Below are 26,371 nucleotides of genomic sequence, written 5' to 3' on the forward strand. Positions count from 1 at the left end.
AAACACCGATGCCTGAAGCAAATTGGGATGTATTCAGCGAGCTACCCGGAGCAGCGGATGAAAACTTCGAGAAGCTTTGCCGCTCTCTGGTGCGCCGACACTACGGGCGCTTCGGTCGCTTCAAGCAACTCGCAAACCAGCCTGGCGTGGAGTTCCACCTCCAGCTGACGGAGTCTTGTGATCTCGGAGCGCCGCCACACTGGATTGGTTGGCAATGCAAATGGTATGAGCTGGCGAACGGACAAGACTTGGGAGCCACACGCCGCAACAAGATCATTGAGGGCATGGAGAAGACGCGCAAGCATGTCCCAGGCGTGACCGATTGGAAGCTTTGGACACACCACACGCTGACAAAGGGAGACCAAGAGTGGTTCTTCGCGCTTGAGAAAGACCGCTTCCCCGAGCTGAAGTTGGAGCTGCTGACGGCAACCGACATCGAAGACCTCTTGGTTGGACCGGGAGCGCTACTTCGAGAAACCTACTTCGGCGAGCTCGTTCTGACGCCTGCGCTACTTGCTGAGCAGTACAGGCTCGCTGCGGCTCCGTTCAAGCGCCGATACCAGCCAGAAGTTCATGTTGTCGTTGGGGCAGAGGAGAAGGTACTCAGGCGTCTGGGCGGCCAGAGTGCGTGGGAATCACTGAGGAAGCTCTCAAGTGCCCTCAAGAGGAATTGCACGGACATTGCTTCGCTGACAGGGCAACTCAAAAATGAAATCAAGGCCGAAGTCGAATCGCTCTTGGCTCGAGCCACCGGATTGGCTGACCTGCTTGATAGCCTGAACGAGGCGCTTGGCAAGGGCAACTTCGACGCTGTACAACAAATACTGGCGTCGAATCCTTCGCAGCCGGTGCGCTACGACAGGCTGCTCTCGAAGCTGCGTGGGGCGCGTTCAGACGGAGCTCCGTTAGCCGCGAATCTGGTTGCGGACATCCATGCAGTTTCGTCGGCACTGCGCAGTCTGGAGCGCTCGATCGGCGCTCGAGCCGTCGCCGTGATTGCGGCCGCGGGCGAAGGAAAGTCCGAGCTTGCCGTCAAGGTGACGCAGGCGGACGGAGAATTCCCCGGTGGTGTCTTGCTGCTGGGCAAGAATCTCCATGCAGGCCAGGGGCTTGACGATCTCGTGTCTGCCTTCAAGATTTCTGGCAAGCCGGCGGAGAGCTTCGACCGGCTGGTTGAGGCCGTAGATGCGGCGGGTCAGCGCGCGGGCAAGCGCATCCCTATTGTCATTGACGGTCTAAATGAGGCGGAAGACCCCAGAAGTTGGAGGGATGAGCTCTGCCGGGCGGATGAGCTTCTTAGGGACTTTCCGTACGTCCTGTTGGTTGTCACTCTGCGCAATGAGTTCACGCAGATGTGCCTGCCAGAGGATTTTCCTCAAGTTGAGCACAACGGGTTCCAGGAAGATCCGCAGACGGCCATCGACAAGTACTTTGAGTACTACAAGATCGACGCCACCGACGCGGATCTGCCAATTGAGTTCTTGCAGCATCCTTTGACGCTGAGAATCTTCTGCGAGGTGGCGAACCCTCGACGCCAGCACATTGTCGGCGTGGAAGCGCTGCCCAGTTCGCTTGCAAGCCTGTTCGAAGTGCACTTCAACAAGGTCGCCGAACGAGTTGCTGAGCTTTCACCGGCGGCGCATCGCATCTATCAGGAGGAAGTGCAAGATGCGCTGCTGACGATCGCGGGTCTCCTCTGGGGGGGGAACGCGAGAAGCGTGGAGTTCCAAGCTGCACGAACGGCTGTTCGAGACGTGGGCCGTTGGGACGCCAGCGTCATTCGCGCGCTGGAGTCCGAAGGCGTCCTCGTTCGAACGACTTCTGAAGACGGCGGCCAAGGAATCGCGTTTTCATACGACCTGATGGCCGGACATATGATGGCACGGTACCTGCTTGCCAGGCCGTCCTTGGTGCAATGGCTGCAAAGCGATGAAGGACGCACGCAATTCCAATTCCGTGAGGCTGGATCGCATACCTTCGCCTATGACGTGTTCCAGGCTCTGGTTGGCCTGTATCCGCAACGCCATGGCAGGCGCCAGCTTTGGCAAGAATTGTCGGACGAGAACCTTGTCATGAACGCTCTGTTGTTGACAGCGCAATCAGACCCAAGGCAAATCGGGCGGGAAACGGTGGAACGGTTCGCGCGCGCAATGCAGGAGTCGAAGCAGTTCGCACGGATGGCCTTCAAGAGACTTTGGAGCACCAGGGCAGCGCGAGCGCATCCGTTTGACATGGATTTCTTGCACGGCGTGCTCTTGACCATGCCCAATACGCAGCGCGATCTTTTCTGGTCGGAGTGGGTTCGCGAGAGGTCTAAGGAAGTTGAAGACGATTTCAAATTCCTGTCGACTAGATGGAAGTCGGGTTGCCTAGACGAGCGAGAGATTCGGCGGGCGCGTTGGGTGATGTGGGCGCTGACGTCGACATCCAGAAGCCTGCGAGACGTGGCCACCAAGACCCTGTACGAATTCGCCGCCAAGCGGCCCGGGGAGTTTTTCCGGCTGGCAGTGGAGGCAATCGCCATTTCAGACCCATACGTCCCCGAACGGATGTTCGCCGCGGCCTACGGTACGGTGCTGACCACTTGGTCGGATATTAATGCTGTGGAGATGCGTGAGGTACTGCCGAGAGTTGCTCGTGAGATTTATCAAGCGATGTTCGCGCCTGGCGCGACGCATCCCACCTGGCATGCTCTATATCAGCAGTACTGCCTGGGAACCATTGCCATCGCGAGGACGGTTGATCCGGCTTGCTTGTCTGAGGACGAGGCAGCTCATCTCGTTCCACCGTTTGACCATCTGCCCAGTCCGTTTGAGAACATGCCGCAGTATGACCCGGCGGTGATCGAGCGTGCGAAGCGCTCGGCGATTCGAATGGACTTCGGTAACTACACGATGGGGAGACTGATTCCAGGTCGGTCGAACTACGACGACCGCAATCCAGAGTACCAGCGGGTGCTGCCGGTAATCGTTTCGCGAATGCTGATGCTTGGCTATGACCCCGAGCAATTCGAAGCTGTTGATCGGCAAATGGACTCCGGTCCTCGTATGGGAAATGACAAGAACAAGGTCGACAGATACGGGAAGAAGTACGGCTGGATCGCCTACTTCGAGATGTGGGGTGTCCGGTACGCGCAGGGCCTCCTTGCCGAGGAGCACAGCGCTCGCCCCTCAGATGCGGACATCGACCCGACGTTCCCGCTCAAGGTCGTGAGCATCGACCTGCAGCTCCCAGTCTTGTTCAGCGGTCAGCCTACGGGTACTGGCGACTGGATTGTGAGTGGTCCGCAACCAGACTACCGCGACATCCTCGAGATCGCGAAGATTGATGGCCTGACGGGGCCGTGGGTCGTACTTGACGGGTTCCTCGAACAGAACGCTCCCGCTGATGACCGACAGGCCTTCACCTTCCTCCGAGGTGTACTCGTGGACAGCGGAGAAGTCGACCGCCTGTGCACGTTATTCACTAGTCTCGAATACCCCGGAAATGGCGCCATTCCGGAGGTGCCAGGCGACTACTACACCTATGCGGGTGAGATGCCTTTCTCCTCGATCCCGGGACTGCCTGTCACCGATGAGCAAGAGGGCGACCACGCCGAATACATGGTGTCCGCTGATAGGTGGTCAAACAATGGCATCGCGATCGACATCCCAGTGCAGCAGTACAACTGGGAGAGCAACCACAGCGTGGTGAACCAGGACAGCGGTGCGCGCCTGCCCTCTAAACGGCTCTGTAACGCTTTGAGTCTCAGGTACCGCGCCAAATGGGATTTGCACGATGCTGAAGGCGTGGCGTCCCTGTACCGCGAAGTCGGCGAGTATGGCTCGCAGCTTAGTGGCTCTTTCAGCTATCTGCGTCGTGACCTTCTTGACAGCTACTTGACGCAGTCCGGTAAGGCGCTGGTGTGGCTCATGTGGGGAGAGCGTGGCCTCCATCACCGGTCAGCCGAGGCGCACAACCTGCACGAGTTCTACGCGAACCACCAGAATATTCACAAGCGTACTCACGTCTATCAGCCTGCTTCGAGCACTCGCGTTTAAGTGGATTCGGATTCTATACCGGGTCTGGCAGACCAGGACGCTCTACGACGAAATCACCTATTTGAATGCCTTGAGGAAGCGTGGTTCATCGCTCCTCAAGAACCTCGATTTTGGTTGACTGACTTCCTCAGGGCGTGAAGCTGCCAGTGGCGGCAGGCATAAATCTGCCAGAAGTGGACCATCAGAAGTGTCTACGAAATTTGGGTCGATTCCCCACCCAGTGGAAAAATTGAAGTTCCAAGGCTCCTCTAGATTGGCAGTAATCCGGTGTCCAGACTGAACAGGACATCAACCACGAGAGCCTTCATCTCATGAACCTGTCCCGAATCTGGCCGCTACTGCTGGGCAGCGGGTATCACACTTGGCCTCGGTGCGCCGATCGCGAAGGCGCAGCACGGCGTGGGGGCGCTCGCCTTCACGCTATGGCCCACGTTGGCTGCCGGTCTGCTGCTCGGAGCGATCGGGCTGCTTCGGCAAGGACGCCCTGCCGACCTGCCGAGACTAGTGCGCTTCGGCAGCGTCGCCGGCCTGTTCGGTCATGCGCTGCCTATGCAAGCGGGTGGTCACGTGGAGCGCAATTTCGCAGCCAATTCGAGGTTGAAACGAGAAATCGCGAAGTAGGCAGCACTCACCGCAGCCCCTTGGGGCAGAGACGAAAGCGGAGAGAGTCGTTAAGATCTCACGATTTGCCGAGACAGAAGTTGCGCGTGACTATCCTCTACAAATACTACAGTTACGCCGGTGGCAAGGCCGCCCTCAAGAGCCAGAACCTGGGGTTCCGAAAGCCCGAGTTCTTCAACGATCCTTTCGAGCTAACCGCGCTGTCGAACAGTGTTGGCCCCGCTGGCAAGCAAGAAACGCTCAAAGCAAGGATCGACCAGCTCAAGGACCAGGTCGCCATTCTTTGCTTAACGCGCAGCGCTATCAATCCGCTGATGTGGGCTCACTATGCAGATCAGCACCAGGGCTTTGTGATCGGCTACGATGTCTCAGGCCCATTTCTCAATTCTCCCGACTACAACTTGATCACGGTTGACTCAGGCGATGTCTTGTACACAAATACAAAGACACCATTTGCCCTGAACCCTGAAAGCATGGAAGCCTTGAATGGTGTGTATCAGCATGCTATGGGATTCGAGGGGGCTGCTGATCGAGCGTTAGCGAGGCGTCTCTTTCTGACCAAGCATGCGAGTTGGGTCTACGAGGAGGAGGTGCGCGTCGTCAAAAAGGTGATTGACTGGACACGGACTGCGGAGGAAGACCAGGCTGACCCGCTTCGCTCATTTTACATGCTCACCCGGCATCTTGAGCCACATGAGGTTCCTGGAATCGACTTCGAGCTTGGCTATTTTGTCGCCCCGCTTAACGAGAATGCCCGTGAGCTATATCTGTACAAGCACAAAATGCCGATCCGCGAAGTCTACCTTGGGGCCCGAAGCACTTATATGGACGACCCCGATTTTGCTGAGATTTTCCAGCCTGAGCGCCAGGTGTTCAAACTAGATGTTAACCAGACATCGTGGAGCTTAGAACGGCGGAAGCTAGCCCCGGAGTGATGCGGCGTACGTGATATTAGACGTCAGACCCTAGCGATCTGGAATTGATTGCCAGGGCCGATCACTTGGGCACTGGTCAGTGCCTTCGTGTGTATTGGGAGGCAGACGAATGGCTTATTGTAGGGACATTGAGGCGGATTTCGATACCCTGATCGATCTAATGGCTGACATGATCGATACCCAGGTAGATGTCCCTCGGACTGAGGGTGACGACTGGATTGTCGATTTGCAGGCCCTATCCGTAAAGCTCTTCAAGCAGCTTTGTTCAGCGCGAGGCCTGCTTGAGCCCGCGTCGTTCATCAACAGCCGCAAGCAAGTATTCCAGTTCATTGACCACTCGGCGGTTATCGTCGTGGTCAGGGCCAGCATCGAATCTTACATTGCCATGCATTGGATTTTTGGAAGTCCTAGCATCGAGCACCGCAGGTTTCGGCATCAGGTTTGGACGCTTGCTGGGCTGTACGACAGACTCGGACTCCATGCCACAACTGATGAGGGTCGCAGGAAGGTAAGTGAAACCCAGGCTCAAGCAGATGAGCTTGCCGCTGAAGTGCTAGCTTCACCATTTCTGCTATCGGATTACACTGACAAGCAGCGCAGAAGAGTTCTGAAGGGCGACTGGCGAGTAGATTGGAGCTGGACTGATCAGGCTGTCCGGGCAGGCTTTCACCAGAAATACTTCGAGAGCGTGTACAGTCACTATTGTGGCTACGCGCATTCGAGCTACATCAGCGCGCTGCAAATCAGAGACTCGGCTACCTCCATCGATGACCAGCGTATGCTTGCCCGAGCGGCGCTACAGGCTGGTGTGCATGTTCTTGCGCATTTTCTCTTCTTCTACGCATCAATTCTCGATGCACCGAATCGAGTCTTCGAATCGAACGAAGAGGCACGTAGGATCGCTGGCTTTTGGCATTTTAGTGCTGAAGAAATGGACTATCTCTACGAGCAGAAAAAAGACGCCGATCCTGATGGGAAGGGAGCCTCTGGTTGAAAGAGTAGCTGATTAGTCCTGGAGTCAGGACTCAACGGTTTCTGCACCGTACTCTGCTTTCCATTCTTTTAAAAGCTTGTGATTTCCGCCTTTCGTCCCAATGATTTCCCCGTTGTGCGGATTCTTGTACTGCTTAACATCGCGCTCGCGGCGCTGACTGCGACCATCATGCCTGACGGACACATTGAGGGCCCCCTACAGTCCGAACAGTGACCTGCTGTACGCAAGTCGTGTGTAGCCCCCGATCACGGCTGGGTGATCGTTATTGTGGCCTCTCGAATCATCTTCAGATAGCGTGCCTCGATCGTGGAATGATGAGGTTCACCCACGTATAAGGCGATACAACGCTGAGGGTGTAAAGATGGAAGTGCTGCGCAACATCATCAATGAGCAACTGGAGCTGCTCCGCCTCACGTTGTACGTGACGACTCAGGGCCCCCTGGAGTACGGCGGAGAGATGTACACCTGTACCCTCTCAGAAGAAAAGCTGAAGACCTCACAACCAATCGCAATGGCTGCTGGGCAGACCGTGAATACGCTACTGAAGTGCTCCGACTGGAGAGGAATCCCGGTTCGGGATCTCTATCCTCTAGCGCGAAGCTGTATAGAGTCGTTCATAAATGCGTCCTTCCTGCTGGCGGAAGACAATGCGAAAGCCGAGCGTGCAGTCCGGTGGGTGAAATATCGTGCTTGGAAGCAACACAATCGCAGTGTTGGGACTGGGAAGTTTGCCATGCACATCTTCAGCGATACTCCTGCACCCGAAGAAGCGAGCGAATTCACGGGAAAGGGCATATCTCGTGAATGGAGCGAGTACGACACCCCTACCCGATTGAAACGAGTGGGCGAACTCGCCGGTGGTAAAGCTGGCTCGCGCTTGCTAGCAGCCTACGCACTTGTATACGCCACCTCCTCAGAAATCATCCACGGATCTCCTTACGGTGTGAACTATTTCTACCAAGCGCACCTTCCTCCTGTCCCTACCGTGGAGGACTTCCGACAAGCAACACAGCGACAATTGGAAGATTTGCTCTGTGCTGTCTGCCATGCTCTCGCGGGTTACTTGTCGTGCAGTACCAAGGTGCTGGGGCTGAGACGGATGTATACCGCTGAACAAGGACTCTTCAACCGGCTTCTAGCGCATGACGGTGTGGAGCCTCAGACTGTGGAAGAGCTTGCGGAGGCTTAATCATCAGCCAGGAGCGTTTTTTAATTGATTGAGCGTCCACTTGGGTTTGTTGCCTGTCGCGATGGGCAGCAATCAACAACTCAAAGCTGCCTGTCGAGTTAGGTAAAGACCGACCAAAACTGACGCCTGCTTTGGTGGCCAGCGAAAGCAAGTAGAGCCCTCCCACTACTGAATTGATAGGGCCTGTGCGTATTGAGTGAGCACAACTGCCATTCCGGTCGCCGCCAAAACACCCCAAAAAAGAGCCACTGATCACTCCAGCTGCCAGAAGTAGCACAGATTGTCTTCCCCAGTGCATGGCAACACCCCTGAGACGCATCGTGCTGGGGACTGGGCTCGATAACGCCAGGAAAGCACTTCCCATGTCCTCGGTCGAAAACGTAGTGGTTTTGAACCGGTCCACCAACACAAGCGCAACTTGCCCACTAGTAGACGGAGACAGACCTGCCGCAATGCGAGGTACCTTCAGGACAGCGAGGATAAGACATCGAGACTCACGCGTTTCCGGAACCCTCTGCCCTGAAGCAGGTAGAGCGTATTACTCGTCTCGAAAATGCAATCATGAGAAAAGTCAGTCTGAAAGCCGCTTCTGACCCATCCCCCGGCAGGAACCCGACCGCGCTCATCACGAACGACATTTAATGCGAGGAGCACGGCAGGCTTCCACCCTCGCTCCGTGAGCAGCCTAAGCTGAGCGCCACTGACCTCGACATCAAGGTAGAACCACTCTCGAACGATACAGCAGCGCTTGCTGCCATTACTTTTACGAGCAAGCGAAACCAACGCTTCTACCGACAGCTCCACCCTCCCCATCTCCAAGCCCTCCTCGATGAAGAGGTGAGCGAGATCATGTAGGTTCATAGCTCCGTCCTAGCTCGATATAACGAGCGGTTTAATAAGTAGCGAAAGCCAGTAGCAACAATGCCAACCGTCTAGCCTCCTCATATCGGATACAGGTGAAGTATATTTCACTATAAGGACCGCACAATTAAGATTTATACCATCCCTGCACGGACAGGATCATGGATCAATTCTTTTTTTGATATCACATTATGATATGACTTTAAGGAAAAGTTGCGCACGCTGCCGCTTTGTTATAAAAATACGCATCCGAAAAAGTCTGTTACCCTCTAAAATGCTGCCATTGATTTCACTGTTCCCGGCTTCGCTGCCAGACGAGACCTTATATTCGAGAGTCTCCCGCTATCATTTTCTAGTGGGTAACAAATCGCTGTATAAAACCTATGATGATCTTTTCGGCACCACGCCTTTTCGACTCGAAGCCATCTTGCCCAAGCAGGTCAACGCTCTGGTCAACCGCCTGCCGGGCGATCCACAAAAAACACTCGCAGCTATCATCAGCCAGAATACATTGATACCACTTTATCAGCCGTTTCTCGGCAGACCAGACAACGCAACCGTTGCCAAATCTCAACCAATATCCTCAGCATCCAGGATCCCTCGCAGGGCGGTTGATGATCACGGGGAGGCTCGACTTTGCTTGCTTTGTGTAGAGAGCGATGCAGGAGAACATGGCGTAGCCTACTGGCGTAGGTCGCATCAGGCCCCGAAAGTGGCGTCATGCTGGAAACATGGCGTTGACTTGCTCAAGTCATGTCCAGAATGCTTTCGACCGTTCCTCAGAGCAGGTCAGCTGCTGAGCATTCTTTGGCTACCTTGTGAATGTGGATGGTCGTGTGATAGCGGCGAAGCTAAAAAAACGACTGATGTTCACTACCATCAGTATGCGATTCTTGCTAATGCAGTACTTGAAAGCGGAATGTTGCCTATCGAAGGCAGCATCCTTTCGATGGCTTATCGGCGTCAAGCCATAAAAAGAGGTTACAACTACGGCAGTCTAGTTAGTCAAAAAAGGCTTGAAGAGTCTATGGTCGCACAGCTTGGCGAGGAGTTTATTCAGCGAGCTGACCAAGCCTACCAACTAGGTAGAAAAAGCAATTGGATCAGATTTAGCGTACTCAACGGCTACTTGGACATGCCGATTAGCAGACATATCTTGCTAATCATGTTTTTGTTTAAAGATTTCGCCAACTTCAGGGATCAGATCGAGGTCGCAGCCAACCTTCTGTCGTCATCATCACCTTCAACTAATTCCGACGATGACAGCGCTAGTAAAAAACGAACTTATCGAGAGAAAATCCTTCAAGTTCGTAAACGATGGCCTACTCTTGTGGCGGATGGTTTTTGGACAAAGGCCTATACCGCCACGACATGGCTTTACAATCATGATCATAGATGGCTAAAAACGGTCATCGATCCTAGCTCCGTCCAATCGCCACCTACTGCATCGAAAGACGCTGAGTATGCCTCCATCATTGAGCAAAAGGTTGACGCACTTTACTGTATCAATGCCGATAAACCGTTGAGAGTTAATCGCGAACGGATGTTGAAGCAGTTGCCTAAAAAGATTGTCCGGGGCCGAGATCTGCCTGTCGACTACCCACTGGTTCAATCACAGCTCGAACAGCACATGGAGTCACTTTGGCATTTTCACCTTAGGAGAGTTCTGTGGGGGATAATGGAATTGGCTCGCTTCAAACTCGTACCGAGTTTTGGAACGCTCAGCGTAACGACAGGCATCAACATGTACCGTTGCCGAATCATCGTTGACTTTTACGACCTTGATTTGGCAGGACTCACATCAGCGAGATTTGACCCGCAGTTCGAGCTCTCAAAGCTGTCGGTAAGCAACCGCTTCGAAGGCCCACCCGAGGCCGATGGGAACTATGGTGGAAGAGCCTATAAAAAGAAAGGGCCGCGTCCCGAGGAGGTGCCAGGTCTCAATTCGGAGTTTGAAGACAGCGATTCATCGGCCAACATCGTCAGCTAGCAGTTTCAGACGAAGCCTATCGAAGAATGGGTTGCGGTTTTTGAGCCCTATCAAACGCTGAAGTCTAGAAGGGGCCAAGCTGGTTCCTCTAAGTAGCGACTCGCTGATCGCCCAACGCAGTCTTCGCTCCAAGAGCCCGTGGGGGGTATCTCGGATCGCAGTTAGGGCTGCATCACATTGTGGAAGGTGATGAAGGTGCTTTTCAAAATCATCAGTGGCTGACAGTTCACTACCGATCATCGCTGCTGAAATTCGTCGAGGCTTGCCTGGTTGACTGCGCAAGAGAGAAGCACACTCGAAGATCCTGGCGCTCAATTTTTGATCCCGGTCCTCCCAATCAACCCTTGGTACTCTCAATGCTCGTGCAGCGTGGGTTTCAGCAATGATAGTGCGCAGCCAGTCGCGGTCATTACGGTACAGCCACATGTAGTCGGGGCACTCTCGCGGCATTTTTTCTTTAATGTCAGCAAGAAAAGCTGCACGGCTCTGCGCTCGCCGCCCTTCAAACATTCGCGCTGACCTGCACCTCTGTACTGCTGGATCTATGCGAATTGCACGATTAACCGAGGACGGTGAAATATCCAAGTCAGAGGCTATTGCTGTGGTGCTTTCGCCTGCGGTAGCCCTGTTTTGAATGTCGGCTATCAGAGCAGGCGTCACCACTCTGGGAAATTGCCGAACAGCTATTCCTTGTCGTATGAGAGCAGTCTTAATTGCCCCAATGGATGCTCCATTAAGCCGCGAAAGCTGCCTTAATGACCAAGATCCTTCAGGAACCACAAAGTGTCCAATGCTACTATCGCCATCCCGTTCAGGAACTTTCAGCGCTTCCGACGGCGGCCGGTCGACACCCGCCAACTGGTCGCATTGAAGTCCCAGAATCCTCATCAGGATCAGATACTTCAATGGGTGATGGCTGCAACGGGGCTTGCCCAGAAGTTTCATAATCCAAGCGGGAACAATTTCTTCTTCTGGCGATGACAAGCTTAGAAACTCCTCCGCATCCGGCAGCAGCCTAAAGTAATCAGCTGCCGCATGAGCAAGCCTCTTGAGCCTGAATCGATGACCATCGCTAAACCCTTTGTCTGCACACTCCGTCAGTAGGTTGTGATGCAAACTCTCCGGAATCAGTGGGCTGAGATTTGCGCGTAATAATGATTGAGAAAGCAGAGCGAGGTTGTGCAGTTCGGACGTCGACTGTCGATCAATCTGCGGCTTGTACGAGTGTCGTTTGACAGCATCGTCATCGGGGAGAAACGGAGTTCCTAAGTGATGCCTGCTCCAACGAGCATCGATTACGGCCAACACCTTGGCGTGATGGGGACAGACCCACACGCCTGGGAGCTGAAGAGCACGATGCCAATACGGTTGACCGAAATTAGTGGCATCGACCTGCGTGCAAACTTCGCAGTACCGAATCCGCTGAAATTTGGCGAGCATACTCGCGGCTATGCCAAGCCGCAGTTCAAGTGCGAGGGCGGGGCCGTCTGCCATCTGTGTCGCGACAGCCTTAGCCTGGAGAGTGGTGAATCGCCCCGGGTTTCGTAGACACCTCTTTGCCTTAAACTGAGGCCAATTAGGAGGTGCCATGAGCAACCCGCATTACCCCGAAGAATTCAAAATCCAAGCGGTCAATCAAGTGACCGAAAAGAAGCTACCCGTCGCTGATGTGGCGGCGCGTCTTGGCGTGTCGACGCATAGCCTCTATGCCTGGATAAAGCGCTACAGCAAACCTCAGGCAGAACGGCAGCAAGACGATGATCAGCACGCTGAACTGCGTCGTCTGCGAGCCGAACTCAAGCGGGTCACCGAAGAGCGAGACATCTTAAAAAAGGCCGCCGCGTACTTTGCCAAGGAGTGCGGTTGAAGTACGCCTTTATCAAGCAGCGAGCGGGCGACTATTCCATTCGACGGCTTTGCCTGACGCTGAAAGTCCATCCCAGTGGTTATTACGCTTGGTTGTCTGAGCCGCAATCTGCACGCGCTAAAGACGATCAGCGATTACTGGGTTTGATCAAGCATTCCTGGTTGGAGAGCGGCGGCGTTTATGGCTATCGCAAAATCCATGACGATCTGCGCGAGGTCGGTGAGGATTGTGGTCGTCATCGTGTGGCGAGGCTGATGCGTCTTGAAGGTCTGCGTTCTCAGACAGGTTATCGACGCCGCCCTGGAAAGTACGGCGGTAAGCCAGCGGTCGCCTCACCCAATTTGCTGAAGCGCCAGTTCGATGTCGTGGAACCCAACAAGGTTTGGGTCACCGACATCACCTACATTCGTACGTATGAAGGCTGGTTGTATTTGGCGGTGGTGCTTGATCTGTTTTCTCGTCAGGTCGTTGGTAAGCGTCCGGGCAACCCACTTTTCGAACTCTGCATCAAGACCGGTGCTCTACGTGTGGCCGTCCGCAGTCTCTAAGCTTAGGCACGGTCGTTCTTTGGCGTGTCCATTACGATGTAGCTCGTAATCGAAGAAACATGCGGCTGCGTACCCAAGACATCATTGTGGAATGTCTTGTAAGCCTTCATGTCCGCCAGTTCAACACGCAGAAGATACTCAATAGTCCCGGTGACGGTGTGTAACTCAACCACATCCGGACATGCGCTGATCGCTTTTTCAAAAGCCCGAAGACTGTCCTTCGTGTGATTGGAGAGTCCTACGGTAACGTAGGCCACAAACCCTGCTCCTAGGCGAGATCTGTCGATGACCGCCCTATAGCCTGTGATGACCCCAGATCGCTCTAGCTCTTGAACCCTTCTCAGACAGGCGGAGGGAGACAGCCCGACTCGTTCGGCCAGCTTCAAATTGGTCTGGCGAGCGTCCCGAGAAAGCTCATGCAATATTCTTCTGTCGATCTGGTCAAACTCTGCCATTAGTTGCGTCAGTCCTGGGTTTGTACGTCATTATGCAACCATTGTGCGTGCGTTGCGCTATAAAATTCACGCACTTCTCAACCAGGCTCACCCTTGTCATGACCGATCCCACGCTCCTCATTCCATTTATGATTTTCGCCATAGTGATGACCGGTACACCGGGCCCTAATAACGCCATGGTGCTGGTCTCAGGTGCGAAGGTTGGCGTGATGCGAACGATGCCCTTGGTGAGTGGTATCGCCCTTGGAGTCAGCTTGCAATTCGTGCTGCTTGGGCTGGGGCTAGGTACCCTATTTGACGCGGCGCCAGGTTTTCATACGGCGCTAGGCGTCGTCGGCGCAGGCTATATCCTTTGGCTGGCCTGGAAAATTGCAACCAGCGGCCCGCTGGAAATCGGTCAGGACAGCCGGCCCCCAATGGGGCTAGTGGCGGGCGCGGCATTTCAGTGGATAAATCCGAAAGCATGGGCGCTTTCAATTAGCGCATCTGCAACCTATATACCCGTCGAAAACCATGTCCTAAACCTATGCCTAGCAGGTGCTCTATTGGCGGCTCTGTCGATGCTATGCGTGGGGATCTGGGCAGTGGGTGGGGTTGCATTACGGCAGGTGCTAACGCGCCCCAGTTATTCGTTAGCCTTCAACATCTCTATGTCCATAATTTTGATACTGACTACGATGCCTGCGATTCTGCGGTTGGCCCTTTCATAGCCATAGCAAGTCCTACCTACAGCCATTGAATAGTTAGCGTCCGGCGGACATGCCTTGCGTGGTTAAACGGGCGCCCATTTATGCGGCAGCAACTCCGTAATATCACTCGCCCGCTGCGTCGGCAAACGAGTCAGAACGTCCTTCAGATAGGCATACGGATCATGCCCGTTCATGCGCGCCGACTGGATCAAACTCATGATCGCCGCCGCCCGCTTTCCGCTGCGTAGTGACCCGGCGAACAACCAATTCGAGCGTCCAAGTGCCCACGGCCGGATCTGGTTTTCGACCTGGTTGTTGTCAATGGGCACAGCGCCGTCGTCGAGGTAGCGCGTCAGCGCTACCCAGCGTTTAAGGCTGTAATCCAAGGTTTTGGCCGTCGCCGATCCGTTCGGCACCAGATCACGCTGGGCCAACATCCAGTCATGCAGCGTTTTGATTATTGGCGCTGCTTTTTCCTGGCGTATTCGCCAGCGATCCTCATCGCTCATGTCCCGCGCCTGACGTTCAACTTCGTACAAGCCGCCAATCGAGTGCAGTGCCTGCTCGGCCAGCTGACTTTTGTTTGCCACGTGCAGATCAAAAAACTTGCGTCGAGCGTGGGCCATGCAGCCGATTTCGGTCATGCCTTTCTCAAAACCGGCTTTGTAGCCAGCAAAATCGTCGCACACCAGTTTGCCGTTCCAAGCGCCAAGGAAGTTACGGGCATGCTCGCCCGCTCGGCTTGGACTGAAGTCGTAAACCACGCCTTTGAGTGCCGAAAACGGCGTGGTGCTGTAGGCCCAGACATATGCTCGGTGGGTTTTTTTCTCGCCTGGCGCAAGCATTTGAACCGGAGTTTCATCGGCGTGGATCACGCCCTCGGCCAGCACCGCTTCGCGCAGTGCATCGACCAAAGGCTGGAGCTGCACGCCGGTCTGTCCAACCCACTGCGCCAGCGTCGAGCGGGCGATCATCAGGCCGGCGCGGCCAAAGATTTTCTCCTGCCGATACAGCGGCAAGTGGTCGGCGAACTTCGCCACCATCACATGAGCCAGCAGGCCGGCGGTCGGGATGCCCTTGTCGATGATCTGAGCCGGTACCGGTGCCTGAATCAGTGTTTCGCACTGGCGACAGGCCCATTTCCCACGCACATGCTGCTCGACGGTAAACACGCCCGGCGTGTAATCGAGCTTCTCGCTGATGTCTTCGCCGACGCGCTGAAGCTGGCAGCCACAGGTGCACTGGGTGTTCTCGGGTTCGTGACGGATCACAGTGCGTGGAAACTGCGGCGGCAACGGCGCACGCTTGGGCTGCTGACGCGGTTCGGCCGGCGGAGCCGGCGGGTTAACCGCCTTCAACTCAGCCTCGATAGCCGCGATATCAGTATCCAGTAGGTCATCGAGCAAGCTGCCTTGATCAGGGCTTAGTTGCTCACTGCGCTTGGCGAATTTGTGCCGTTTTAGCACTGCGATTTCGTGGGTGAGTTGTTCGTTGACTGTTTCGATCCGATGGATCTTCTTGCCCATCGTGTCGACCTGCGACAGCAACTGCGCAGCGAATGCACGCAGTTGATCCGGGGTCATTTGATCGAGGTTGGGCGTAGAAGTCATGCGTTGGATTTTACCAAAGCAGATCGCCTGCGGCAGCAGGCTAAGGCGTTAATGACAGCCTTCTAAAGGATTGTGATTGCACCACCAGTTCCAACGCGTTGCCAAGGCAGGCCGAGTACCAAGGCCTGAAGTTGCTCGGTATCCAACTCCATTTCGCAGCCTTGTCGAATGCCTGGCCAGTGGAACTTGCCCTGGTTCAAACGGCGAGCAGCCAGCCAGACGCCAATCCCGTCATGCACCAGCACTTTCTGCGCGTCGCACGGCGATTGGCAAACAGATAAGCGCAGTGCGGCTTCGCCGCACCGAACACCGCGATCACCCTGGCCAGCGCCGTTTCGGTGCCGGCGCGCATATCCATGGGCTCGGTGGCGAGCCAGATGGCGTCGATGCGGATCATTGGGTGAATCCACGGACAAAACGGGCACAGCCTTCGGGATCGGAAGTTGGCCATTTCACTACGATTGATTGCTCGCCAAGCGGCAGTTCGATAGTCGCCGACGCTTCCTCCGTCCGTTTGGGGCTGGCTCTTAACGGAACAAAAGCCGGCAACGCCGCTGGCGGCTGGTCTCGATAAAGCGGCAGCCACTTGCGGATCACGTTGGCGTTGATGCCGTGGCGGATGGCAACGCTAGATAGGGTTGCGCCCGGTTGCAGGCATTCCTGAACAACCTGGGCCTTGAAGGGTTTCGGGTAAGAGCTTCGTTGGCGCATGGAAATCCTGACGTTAAGGGCTATTGCGTCCGCTTAAAAATACGCGGACACCATTGCCCTTAATGCTGGAGTTCGGAAGGTGTGTTGGCTGGACGCTTACGGTCGTTGGCTGGTCAATGAAAGCGCAGATGACCAGTGATTTGGCTATTGACGCTTTGTTGATGGCGGTTTGGAGGCGTAAACCTAAGCAAGAGGTGATGGTTCATTCCGACCAAGGCAGCCAATACAGCAGCTCCGATTGGCGCAGCTTTTTAAAGGCAAACAATTTGGTTGCCAGTATGAGTCGCCGAGGCAACTGTCATGACAACGCCGTGGCCGAGAGCTTTTTCCAGCTTCTGAAACGGGAACGGATCAAGCGAAAAATCTACACCACGCGGGAAGATGCTCGGAGTGATGTGTTCGATTACATCGAGATGTTCTACAACGTAAAACGCCGCCATGGTTTCAACAATCAGCTGTCACCGGTAGAGTTTGAAAAGCGTTACGCAATAAGCTTGCAAGGTGTCTAGAGAATCCGGGGCGATTCATGGATAGGAACGGCCTGAAGTAAGCTGCAAGCGTATGTTCATCAATCAGCGTTTCGACAGAAAATGGAGAACCTGACCCTATTTTTTTTACCAACTCTGTGATGCCGCATGGAAGCGCAGTAGCACGCGCGAAATGAATTACTTCAGACGGGTCTTCTCGCAGTACGGAAAAACCAACCCATCCCCCTAACCTGCAATACCTACTCAAGATGCTATGGAGCGTCTCGTCAGGGAAGGGAGTTGGAAAGAAACCCATCGCGACCGACATTTCTAAGCACCCGAGGTACTGGTCATTTTGTATATGCTGGAAAACTCGAGAACATTGTTGGTCAACCAGCCTTTGGCATTTAGGTACGCGCTTGGGTCAGAGTGATCACTGATTTCAGCGGCTTTTGACGATCCTACTTTCTGAACGGGTGCGCTTGCCTGCACCTTCGTGGGCAACGTGGGGTGTGGGGCTTGGAGCCCACGCATAGTTTCCAGCAATGCGAACCTATCAGGGGTTGAAGAAGCATTCCAAAGCATCATCGCGTCGATTTGGTCCTTCACAGGGAGAAGATCATCAAATCGACTTTTTTGTCTCGGATCACCACTGCGCAGAGCCGCAAGCGCGGGTGCCAGAATTTTCATTCGGGAGTTGGACACACGGCGCAGCAAGCTGGGCGTCACTATCTCCTCCCTGCTTTGAATCGCCTCACGCTGTCCAAGGACTAGCAGCTTGATCGCAAAATCAGTTATCCCTTGGGACAGGTCGAAAAGCGTGTCCAAGATGTCTTCGGTTAGAGGATTGTCCTTCTGGCACCAGTTGTAAGACTCCCATAATCGGGTAACGAACATAGTCCAAAGATCCCCCCGCTCGAAGCGCTGGAATTCGACCAGCCCATACCCGCTGCTGCGCCTAGCATTGCGCATGACATCGGAGAACAAGCCCACCATCGAGTTATTCCCTACGAACACGACCGGTATCCCAATCACGTTTATAAGGTTCACAAAGAAATTGAGCATGTTGTCCTTGCCCCCAGATTTAGCGGAGCGAAGGTTTTGCACCTCATCAATTATGAGCGCGCCAAGGTAGTAGGTGCTCGCCACCTGCTCCATCAGCTGGACCATGCTGGGGATGCTCATGCGACCTAGGCTATTCGCATATCGCTCTTTACCAATCGCCTTGTCCACCGCTCTAAAAAACGCCCGGCATAAGCCACCAAGCGAACCGTCGAATGGACAATCAAATTTGAGCCAAGTGATTTGCGTTTGAACAAAGGCAATCCCTTTGTACTGACGATGGATGATGGTCTGTGGATAAAGCTTCAAGACCGAATCCAGAGCAGTCGATTTTCCCACACCGCTCAGACCGGTCAGGCTGAACGTGGTAGCAGAAGACTTGAAACCGGTGGTTAGACGTTTATTTGTGGATAACGAGTGCAGGTGCCTCACAGTATCCGGGGATAGGGGATTCCGACCAACGTAACCGCCACGAATCAGCGCAGAAAAGTCGGACTCCAAGTCGAGATGTATGAAAAGCGGGTGCACCACAGAACGAAGTCGATCAACGCCATGGAGCCTGAGAGAGCGATCTAGTTTGCGCTCTTCATCCGTTACGGCCGGAGGAAAATGCATCAGAGCATGCATGGCCTCCTTTTCGGTCAAGACAGGAGGTAAAGCCTCAATCAGCAGATTTCCCCGGTAATCAAGCAATGGAGAGTCGCGGTATACGGCTTGTACAGACCCCGCTGTCATTTCACACCTCCTGCAGTAGGACCTAGACGGCTCAACAGGCTGATAATTTCGGCCGTCCGCTCAGTTGTTGGAGCTGTGGACGACTCCGCATCGACGCCATGGCTGCTGTTACTCCTAATACCCTCTGGGACGGGTGATTGCTCCCTGAGCGAAGCTTTCTCAGAAGCTCGGTTAGCTTTGATACCTGCAACCTTTTCCGCCTTACTCGCGGGTGCAGGGGTTGCCTTTTTCTCTCGCTTGGCTGCGTTGACTATGTCTACTGACGCAGATTTCAAAGCAACCTTGCTTTCCAGCTTTTCACGTTTTTTCGAAGGCGGTTCTTGATTCAATATCGCAAGCATGTCCTCGACCTCCTCTATACGAAACTCTCTGTAACGAGCTTCTGAGAGCCGGAGGTCACACCGGACAAATGCTTTATCTGGTCCTTGTACCCAAATGTGCTCCGTATAGTTTGGATCAAACCAACATGTGATATCAGAAACACCACGATGGCGAGCACGCGCGAACATCCCTTGCTCTATCGCCCAATCACAGACGTAAAACATGCCTTTGAAGAGAATTCCGCCTTTATGTACTTTCCCAACTTCTCTTGGAAGCAAATGTAAGTACACAAGGGATTCCGATTGTACATTGGATTCGATAATGTGATTTTCTAACGCCCATCGCCATATGGAAATTGGGGTCGGTTCGACGTCAGCAGCAATCATATCGCGAGTAAGGCGAGCAGGCTGCCTGTTAAACTTGTTATAATGCAAGACGCCTCTAATGATGATCTCCGTGAACTCCTTAATGTCGAGCACCGCATCTTGGCGATAATCTCGTGCTCCACGTTCCGTCTCTCTAGCGATAACAGCGCCTGGAATGAACTCAATCTGAATAGTATCATTTAACACTTTGAATGCACTTTCCACGATTGGCTTCCAATCTGGACGGTATGGAGGAGCAATCCCCAAATCAATCTTGAGGCCTGACACGAGACCTTCGGCGGCCTGACCTATCATCTCACCTCGATCTGCGAAAATCTCATGTGGCAGATGATGGCAAGGCCATTCGTCTTTTTCCAGATCTACACCGTAGGCTTTGCAGTATTTTTCTTTGTCGGTAAAAGCATTGAATAATGCTTGGCGCGCTCCATTCCAGCTTGGACCCTCCAAGCCAACATGGATTCCCGTAATCATTCCGGAGAAGCTGTCGATGACTACATAAACGACAGGCCTACCTATTACCCAATGTCTGTTATACCGGCTAACTAAATAGACATCAGCGATTGTGGCATCAACTTCGAACAGATGTCCTGGCCCATGCAAACGTTCCCTCACTGTGCCTCGAATTGCCCGGTGATCTTTGTTCCACACAATCGAACCGGCCCGACCTTTGAGTACGGTAAGGTCATCAAAATACCTCTTACCCCAAGTATCAAATTGGCGCTCTGTAGGAATCTGGCCGGTAGGGAGCAGCTCCTCTTTCGAACCATCAAGCTGCTTTTTCTTATAAAATCTTCGGAGCATTTCAATATATGCTCCGCTTATAGTATCTATTTTCTTATTAACAAAAAGCACGTAGCCCGCGCGTATGCAGTTTCTATCCGACTCTGTTAACAGCTTTGCTGTTTGGGGTATTAACTCACCGAGATGCCTAGGTTTACGTCCAGGAATAACTCCGGGCTTATATGTTTTTATCTTGCCGGGTGACCCGATTTTTGACCGGTCAGGCAATAGCGCATTCCTCAGCATCCCGAACGCCCAGTATTTGTATAGTATTCGATAAATCGACTTGGCTGGGACTCCAATACGGCTGGCGTGGGCGTATACCAAGCTTCCCATAGAGCTCGGATAGAGAACTTCCTCGGGATGCGCTCCCGTCAAAAGCGGCCTGATTTTTTCCCATCGCTGATCTCGATATTCTTTGAGGTTAGCGGGGATGCTATCTTCATCGATCATCATATATTTTGGAGTTGCGCTCTCAACTAGCTTGACGTGTCCCAATCGTAACCAGACGGATAACTCTGTCGCAGGCATCGACCAAGGCCGTTTGAGAATAGGCTCTAATGTGATCAATACCACCAAATCTGATTTATTATCTACGTGAAGAATGCGCGAGTCGCCTGGCAACAGAGCCGGTTCAGTCACGGACATGACAACCTGATTTTTAGAAAAAAAACCGGACATCACACCACCTCAGATATGTAGTTTTCGGAAAAAGGACTTTCCAAAACTTTAATCTCTGGAAAAGGCCCAGTTATTGAAATAGGTTGCATAAGATCGATGGATATAAGTTTTTGCAATATGACGTACCGAAACATCTGTGCACAAGTTTCGTATGGAGTCATCAGCCTTCCGGAGATATGTCTTAGAGTTTTTCCGAGCGTCCAGCCAAAGTGTTGTGCACGAATGAGCTCCGCAATGAAGTGGCTGCAGAGGTGCTCGTCCTCCCATAGACCGTGAATAGGCCCCCCCTTCCTCAACCATTCAAGGTTTCTGGTCACAGTGATAGGAAGATTGTCTTCTGTCACAACACTCCAGCTTACCCCTTGGGCCCTCCAATACTCTTCTTCAATCTCGAGCTTTTCCCACGTCCGTAATAGATCTTCCCCACTAGTGACTTCTTGGTGCGGCTTAACCGTACGCGCAACCAGCCTAGTCGAGCCATCTGGGTCGCGGATGGTGATCACAAAGTCTGTGGTCATCACAAAGGGGACGTCTGTACCAAGGTACACGGGATATTTAATCCCCTTGGAAGAGGCGATAGCCTGAAGCGCGGGTACGGGAAACAGTGGAAATTGCTCCCGGATATCGACGACATTCTCGGAAAAATCCAGCTGCAGCCAAAAGGCGTATTCGAGATCTGAGAGTAGGTGGTAAACGCGGTCAACGATCGAACCGAGGACCTTATGAGATCGCCCACGGGATGGGACATCCTGGACTCTCAACCAAGGCTGATAGCTCTCTCGCTCTCCCTGTCCCAGACCTTGTTTCACATAACGATCTACGTCGGCCTGCATTTTGATCCGGCGGCGCATCACAGCAAACTCCCTAGCAATAGGAAGGCCTGCGTCCTCCTTTCAGGAATCCTCTAACCAACTCCTAGGAAATCCTGAGCTGGAGAGACAGCCGTAAGCCGAGTACGCATGGTATTGCATGTCATACACGACGGAGCATGACCTGATGAACGGACAGACCAAAAAAATGGCAAACCCTTCTATTTCAAGGGTTTGCCATTGTGTCAGTCTCAATTGTTTTGTGTCACGCTTATTTGTTTTGTGTCGCTCTTAATTGTTTAAAACCAATTGGTTCGATCACCTGTGGATAACTTATTCCACCGTCACCGACTTCGCCAGATTTCGTGGCTGGTCAACGTCAGTACCTTTCAACACCGCCACGTAGTACGAAAGAAGCTGCAACGGAATCGTGTAGAGGATCGGCGACAGGATGTCGTGGATATGCGGCATGTGCACAACATGAGTACCTTCACCGTTGGTCATGCCGGCCTGTTCGTCGGCGAAGACGATCAGTTCACCGCCGCGGGCGCGGACTTCCTGGAGGTTGGACTTCAACTTCTCCAGCAACTCGTTGTTCGGCGCCACAGTGACCACTGGCATGTCGTTATCCACAAGCGCTAGCGGGCCATGTTTCAGCTCGCCCGCCGGGTAGGCTTCGGCGTGGATGTAGGAGATTTCCTTGAGCTTGAGCGCCCCTTCCATCGCCACCGGGAATTGCGCACCGCGACCGAGGAACAGGGTGTGGTTCTTCTCGGCGAACAGCTCGGCGATTTTTTCCACAGTGCTGTCCATGGCCAGGGCTTCGCCCAGACGGGTCGGCAGGCGACGCAGTTCTTCCACCAGTGTGGCTTCGACGCCTGCGGCCAATGTGCCGCGAACCTGACCCAGGGCCAGGGTCAGCAACAGCAGGCCCACCAATTGAGTGGTGAAGGCTTTGGTCGAGGCCACGCCAATTTCGCGACCGGCCTGGGTCAGCAGCGTCAGGTCCGATTCACGCACCAGGGAGCTGATGCCGACGTTGCAGATTGCCAGGCTGGAAAGGAAGCCCAGTTCCTTGGCATTGCGCAGCGCGGCCAACGTGTCGGCGGTTTCGCCTGACTGGGAGATGCTCACGAACAGGGTATCGGGCTGCACCACTACTTTGCGATAGCGGAATTCGCTGGCGACTTCGACCTGGCACGGGATGCCGGCCAGTTCTTCGAGCCAGTAACGGGCAACCATACCGGCGTGATAACTGGTGCCGCAGGCAACGATCTGTACATTACGCACCTTGGCGAACAGCTCGGCAGCTTGTGAACCAAACGCCTGGACCAGCACCTGATTCTGACTCAGGCGACCTTCAAGCGTGCGTTGCACCACGGCCGGTTGCTCGTGAATTTCCTTGAGCATGTAATGCCGGAACTCGCCTTTGTCAGCGGCTTCGGCACCGTCACGGTACTGAATGCTTTCACGCTCGACGAGCGCGCCGTTGATGTCCCAGATCTGCACGCTGTCGCGGCGAATTTCGGCAATATCGCCTTCTTCCAGGTACATGAAGCGGTCAGTGACCTGGCGCAGGGCCAACTGGTCGGAGGCAAGAAAGTTTTCACCCAGGCCCAGACCGATTACCAATGGGCTGCCGCTGCGGGCTGCTACCAAGCGATCCGGTTGCCGAGCACTGATCACTGCCAGACCGTATGCGCCGTGCAGTTCTTTGACAGTCGCTTTCAGGGCCGCGGTCAGGTCGGGCTGCTCTTTAAGTTTTTCGTTGAGCAGATGGGCGATGACTTCAGTGTCTGTGTCCGAGGTGAACACGTGGCCCAAGGCCTTGAGCTGCTCGCGCAGGGCTTCGTGGTTCTCGATGATGCCGTTGTGCACCACCGCCAGATCGCCCGAAAAATGCGGGTGAGCGTTGCGTTCGCACGGCGCACCGTGAGTCGCCCAGCGGGTGTGGGCAATGCCCAGACGACCGACCAGAGGCTCTTCGATCAGCGCCTGTTCCAGTTCGCTGACCTTGCCCGGCCGACGCAGGCGCAAGAGTTTTTCATCGTTGGTGTACACCGCCACGCCGGCGCTGTCATAACCACGGTATTCCAGACGCTTGAGGCCTTCGAGCAGGATGGCGGTAATGTTCCGTTCTGCGACTGCACCGACAATTCCACACATGCTATTTCTCCTGACTGACAGCGGCGCAAATCACATTGATGCCGCGGGCCTGAATCTGATCGCGGGCCTCAAGCGGCAGGCGATCATCGGTAATAAGGGTATGGACGCTGCTCCAAGGCAGCTCCAGATTGGGAATCTTGCGGCCGATCTTGTCGGCCTCGACCATCACGATCACTTCGCGGGCGACCTCGGCCATGACGCGGCTCAGTCCCAGCAATTCATTGAAGGTGGTGGTCCCGCGCACCAGATCGATGCCATCGGCGCCAATAAATAACTGATCGAAGTCATATGAGCGTAGTACCTGCTCTGCCACCTGACCCTGGAAGGATTCGGAATGCGGATCCCAGGTACCACCGGTCATCAACAGCACCGGTTCGTGCTCGAGTTCAGTCAACGCGTTGGCGACATGCAGGGAGTTGGTCATCACCACCAGGCCCGGTTGCTGGCCGAGTTCCGGGATCATCGCGGCGGTGGTACTGCCGCTGTCGATGATGATGCGCGCATGCTCGCGAATCCGCGTGACGGCGGCGCGGGCAATGGCCTGCTTGTATTTCGAAACCGGTTGGCCGATGTCGGCGACCAGCTCCTGCGGCATGGTGACCGCGCCGCCATAACGACGCAGCAACAGACCGTTGCTTTCAAGCGCGGCCAGATCCTTGCGAATCGTAACTTCCGAGGTTTCGAAGCGCTTGGCCAGTTCGTCCACACTGACTTCACCCTGCTCATTGAGCATGGCGAGGATGTTGTGGCGACGTTGGGGTGTGTTGCGCTTTGACATGGCCTGGTAAGTTTCGATTCGAAAGATAACGTAAGCAATCAAAACCTATCGGCGAAACTTCGTCAAGCCAGCATCAGAAAAAAAGATGTGTGGATAACTCAAAAAAAGATCGCAGCCTCCCGCAGCTCCTACGGAGTGAACACGAATTCCCTGTAGGCGCTGCCGAAGGCTGCGATCTTTTGATCTGTGGATAACTTAACTCTTCTTGATCTTCTCAGGCCGCTTCCAGCCGTCGATGTTCTTCTGTCGAGCCCGGCCTACGGCCAACTGAGCGTTATCCACATTCTGGGTAATGGTCGAACCGGCCGCCGTGGTCGCACCGGAGGAGATATCCACAGGCGCCACCAACGAGTTGTTGGAGCCGATGAAAACATCTTCACCCAGCACGGTTTTCCACTTGTTGGCACCGTCGTAGTTGCAGGTGATGGTGCCGGCACCAATGTTGGTGCGCGCACCGATCTCGGCATCGCCCAGATACGTCAAGTGACCGGCCTTGGCACCTTCGCCCATGTGAGCGTTCTTCAGTTCAACAAAGTTACCCACATGCGCGCGGGCTTCCAGCACTGTGCCGGGACGCAAACGAGCAAACGGGCCGGCATCGCTGCCTTCGCCGAGAATCGCGCCTTCGATATGACTGTTGGCCTTGATCACCACGCCTTTGCGCAGGGTGCTGTCCTTGATCACGCAGTTCGGGCCGATCACCACGTCGTCCTCGATGACCACTTTGCCCTCGAGAATCACGTTGATGTCGATCAGGATATCGCGACCAACGGTAACCTCACCGCGCACATCGAAACGTGTCGGGTCGCGCAGGGTTACGCCTTGAGCCATCAAACGACGAGCGGCGCGCAGTTGATAATGACGCTCCAGCTCGGCCAGCTGTTTGCGATCGTTGGCGCCCTGCACTTCCATGGCGTCATGGGGTTGTTCGGTGGCCACCACCAGACCATCGCTGACCGCCATGGCGATCACGTCGGTCAGGTAGTACTCGCCCTGGGCATTGTTGTTGGAGAGGCGGCTCAGCCAATCGCCCAAACGCTGGGAAGGTACCGCCAGAATGCCGGTATTGCCTTCGGTGATCGCACGCTCAATCGCGTTGGCATCTTTCTGCTCGACGATGGCAGTCACTTTGCCGGCGGCATCACGGACAATGCGACCGTAGCCAGTCGGGTCATCCAGTTCGACAGTCAGCAGGCCCAATTGCTGCGGTGCAGCCTGTTTGAGCAGACGCTGCAGGGTTTCGACTTCGATCAACGGCACGTCACCGTAGAGAATCAGCACGGTATCGGACTCGATGAACGGCACAGCCTGGGCCACCGCATGACCGGTACCCAGCTGTTGGTCCTGCAGGACGAAATTCAGGTCATCGGCGGCCAGACGCTCGCGCACCGCTTCGGCACCATGGCCGATCACCACGTGGATGCGCTGTGGATCAAGTTGCCGGGCGCTGTGGATAACATGGCCGAGCATTGAATTACCGGCAATCGGATGCAGGACTTTCGGCAAGGCCGAACGCATGCGAGTGCCTTGCCCGGCAGCGAGGATAACGATTTCAAGGGACATGACTGGCTACCAATCCTGGGTGGTCAGCAACTGCGACCAGGTGATGAATATCGAAAAAGAAAAAAGGGTAGCCGAGGCTACCCTTTTTAATCAATCGCGCAACAAGTCGATGG

Annotated in this window: 17 protein-coding genes and 4 pseudogenes; 8 read left to right on the forward strand and 13 right to left on the reverse strand. The window is 54.5% G+C overall.

The genetic code is table 11. The features are described 5' to 3' along the window. Positions 1-8 precede the first annotated feature (8 nt). From PSH69_RS29945 to PSH69_RS29955, 3 genes are all read left to right on the forward strand, one after another. Positions 9-4,040, forward strand: a complete 4,032-nt coding sequence (locus PSH69_RS29945; protein ID WP_305410626.1) for a hypothetical protein — start codon at positions 9-11, stop codon at positions 4,038-4,040. Positions 4,041-4,747: 707 nt separating this feature from the next. Next, positions 4,748-5,596 (forward strand): DUF2971 domain-containing protein, encoded by an 849-nt coding sequence (locus tag PSH69_RS29950; protein WP_305410627.1) that lies wholly within the window; start codon positions 4,748-4,750, stop codon positions 5,594-5,596. Positions 5,597-5,756: 160 nt separating this feature from the next. Continuing rightward, entirely contained in the window at positions 5,757-6,590 is an 834-nt protein-coding gene (locus PSH69_RS29955) for a hypothetical protein (protein WP_305410628.1), read from the forward strand. Between the two features lie 24 nt (positions 6,591-6,614). Here PSH69_RS29955 and PSH69_RS29960 read toward each other — a convergent pair. Further along, positions 6,615-6,749: pseudogene (locus PSH69_RS29960) on the reverse strand (transcriptional regulator); the annotation flags it as partial. Positions 6,750-6,951: 202 nt separating this feature from the next. On the opposite strand from PSH69_RS29960, the gene PSH69_RS29965 reads away from it, so the two are divergent. Then, complete coding sequence (locus tag PSH69_RS29965) at positions 6,952-7,779, forward strand: DUF5677 domain-containing protein (protein WP_305410629.1); 828 nt, start codon at positions 6,952-6,954, stop codon at positions 7,777-7,779. A 465-nt stretch (positions 7,780-8,244) separates the two neighbouring features. Here PSH69_RS29965 and PSH69_RS29970 read toward each other — a convergent pair whose 3' ends face one another. After that, complete coding sequence (locus PSH69_RS29970) at positions 8,245-8,640, reverse strand: hypothetical protein (RefSeq protein ID WP_305410630.1); 396 nt, start codon at positions 8,638-8,640, stop codon at positions 8,245-8,247. 274 nt (positions 8,641-8,914) lie between these two features. On the opposite strand from PSH69_RS29970, the gene PSH69_RS29975 reads away from it, so the two are divergent. Next, entirely contained in the window at positions 8,915-10,630 is a 1,716-nt protein-coding gene (locus PSH69_RS29975; protein WP_305410631.1) for a TnsD family Tn7-like transposition protein, read from the forward strand. Here PSH69_RS29975 and PSH69_RS29980 read toward each other — a convergent pair. After that, complete coding sequence (locus PSH69_RS29980) at positions 10,607-12,124, reverse strand: TnsD family Tn7-like transposition protein (protein WP_305410632.1); 1,518 nt, start codon at positions 12,122-12,124, stop codon at positions 10,607-10,609. The genes PSH69_RS29975 and PSH69_RS29980 overlap by 24 nt on opposite strands. 94 nt (positions 12,125-12,218) lie before the next feature. Here PSH69_RS29980 and PSH69_RS29985 point away from each other — a divergent pair. After that, positions 12,219-12,970, forward strand: a pseudogene (locus tag PSH69_RS29985) (IS3-like element ISPsy29 family transposase); the annotation flags it as partial. A 77-nt stretch (positions 12,971-13,047) separates the two neighbouring features. Here the strand turns inward: PSH69_RS29985 and PSH69_RS29990 are convergent. Beyond that, on the reverse strand, positions 13,048-13,500 hold the full coding sequence (locus tag PSH69_RS29990) for an Lrp/AsnC family transcriptional regulator (protein WP_305410633.1): 453 nt from the start codon (positions 13,498-13,500) through the stop codon (positions 13,048-13,050). Positions 13,501-13,598: 98 nt separating this feature from the next. Here PSH69_RS29990 and PSH69_RS29995 point away from each other — a divergent pair, with 98 nt between their 5' ends. Continuing rightward, positions 13,599-14,210, forward strand: a complete 612-nt coding sequence (locus tag PSH69_RS29995) for a LysE family translocator (protein WP_305410634.1) — start codon at positions 13,599-13,601, stop codon at positions 14,208-14,210. Between the two features lie 62 nt (positions 14,211-14,272). Here PSH69_RS29995 and PSH69_RS30000 read toward each other — a convergent pair whose 3' ends face one another. The 3 genes and pseudogenes from PSH69_RS30000 to PSH69_RS30010 all read right to left on the reverse strand — a co-directional run bounded on the left by PSH69_RS30000 (position 14,273) and on the right by PSH69_RS30010 (position 16,510). Further along, positions 14,273-15,799 (reverse strand): IS66 family transposase, encoded by a 1,527-nt coding sequence (locus PSH69_RS30000; protein WP_305410635.1) that lies wholly within the window; start codon positions 15,797-15,799, stop codon positions 14,273-14,275. Positions 15,800-15,861: 62 nt separating this feature from the next. Beyond that, a pseudogene (gene tnpB, locus PSH69_RS30400) lies at positions 15,862-16,250 on the reverse strand (IS66 family insertion sequence element accessory protein TnpB). Beyond that, a complete protein-coding gene (locus PSH69_RS30010; RefSeq protein ID WP_305410637.1) occupies positions 16,193-16,510 on the reverse strand; it encodes a transposase in 318 nt (105 codons plus the stop codon). The pseudogene tnpB and the gene PSH69_RS30010 overlap by 58 nt, the downstream one beginning before the upstream one ends. A gap of 101 nt (positions 16,511-16,611) precedes the next feature. On the opposite strand from PSH69_RS30010, the pseudogene PSH69_RS30015 reads away from it, so the two are divergent. Next, a pseudogene (locus tag PSH69_RS30015) lies at positions 16,612-17,019 on the forward strand (IS3 family transposase); the annotation flags it as partial. Positions 17,020-17,307: 288 nt separating this feature from the next. Here PSH69_RS30015 and PSH69_RS30020 read toward each other — a convergent pair. The 6 genes from PSH69_RS30020 to glmU all read right to left on the reverse strand — a co-directional run bounded on the left by PSH69_RS30020 (position 17,308) and on the right by glmU (position 26,258). Next, positions 17,308-18,774, reverse strand: coding sequence for an ATP-binding protein (locus PSH69_RS30020; protein ID WP_305410638.1), 1,467 nt, complete (start codon positions 18,772-18,774; stop codon positions 17,308-17,310). Then, the gene (locus tag PSH69_RS30025) at positions 18,771-20,942 is read right to left on the reverse strand and encodes a Mu transposase C-terminal domain-containing protein (RefSeq protein WP_305410639.1); all 2,172 of its coding nucleotides are present in this window, start codon (positions 20,940-20,942) and stop codon (positions 18,771-18,773) included. The genes PSH69_RS30020 and PSH69_RS30025 overlap by 4 nt, the downstream gene beginning before the upstream one ends. After that, positions 20,942-21,793: a TnsA endonuclease N-terminal domain-containing protein gene (locus PSH69_RS30030; RefSeq protein WP_305410640.1), complete on the reverse strand. Its 852-nt coding sequence runs from the start codon at positions 21,791-21,793 to the stop codon at positions 20,942-20,944. Before PSH69_RS30030 ends, PSH69_RS30025 begins: the two co-directional genes overlap by 1 nt. A gap of 291 nt (positions 21,794-22,084) precedes the next feature. Continuing rightward, a complete protein-coding gene (glmS, locus tag PSH69_RS30035) occupies positions 22,085-23,917 on the reverse strand; it encodes a glutamine--fructose-6-phosphate transaminase (isomerizing) (protein ID WP_305410641.1) in 1,833 nt (610 codons plus the stop codon). Position 23,918: 1 nt separating this feature from the next. Next, complete coding sequence (locus PSH69_RS30040) at positions 23,919-24,695, reverse strand: DeoR/GlpR family DNA-binding transcription regulator (protein WP_305410642.1); 777 nt, start codon at positions 24,693-24,695, stop codon at positions 23,919-23,921. 195 nt (positions 24,696-24,890) lie between these two features. Continuing rightward, positions 24,891-26,258, reverse strand: a complete 1,368-nt coding sequence (gene glmU / locus PSH69_RS30045) for a bifunctional UDP-N-acetylglucosamine diphosphorylase/glucosamine-1-phosphate N-acetyltransferase GlmU (protein ID WP_305410643.1) — start codon at positions 26,256-26,258, stop codon at positions 24,891-24,893. Between the last annotated feature and the right edge of the window lie 113 nt (positions 26,259-26,371).

Origin of the sequence: Pseudomonas sp. FP1740 (genome assembly GCF_030687165.1) — a bacterium.
GTDB lineage: Bacteria > Pseudomonadota > Gammaproteobacteria > Pseudomonadales > Pseudomonadaceae > Aquipseudomonas.